Origin of the sequence: Staphylococcus canis, assembly GCF_016238445.1 — a bacterium.
GTDB classification, from domain to species: domain Bacteria; phylum Bacillota; class Bacilli; order Staphylococcales; family Staphylococcaceae; genus Staphylococcus; species Staphylococcus canis.
Genome location: NZ_JABANU010000133.1, coordinates 1 through 215 on the forward strand (window position 1 = coordinate 1; position 215 = coordinate 215).

The window sequence follows — 215 nt, forward strand, 5'->3', positions numbered from 1 at the left end:
ATCTTAATGAACAAAATGAGATGCTTAGTCGTACGCACTTTACAGTCAATCAACTTCGTTGTCATATTAATAACAATGATATAGAAGCCTTACTTCAGTCTTTAGAAAACGTAGCTTTACCAGATATCCATCCTAAATTAAGAACTGTCATAAAAACATTAAAAAGTTATATTCCATTCATCACCAACACATTAGAATATGCCAACTTTACGAAT

General features: G+C 30.7%; 1 pseudogene. It reads left to right on the top strand.

Features of this window, described 5'->3' with window-relative positions:
- A pseudogene (locus tag HHH54_RS11750) lies at positions 1-215 on the top strand (ISL3 family transposase); the annotation flags it as partial.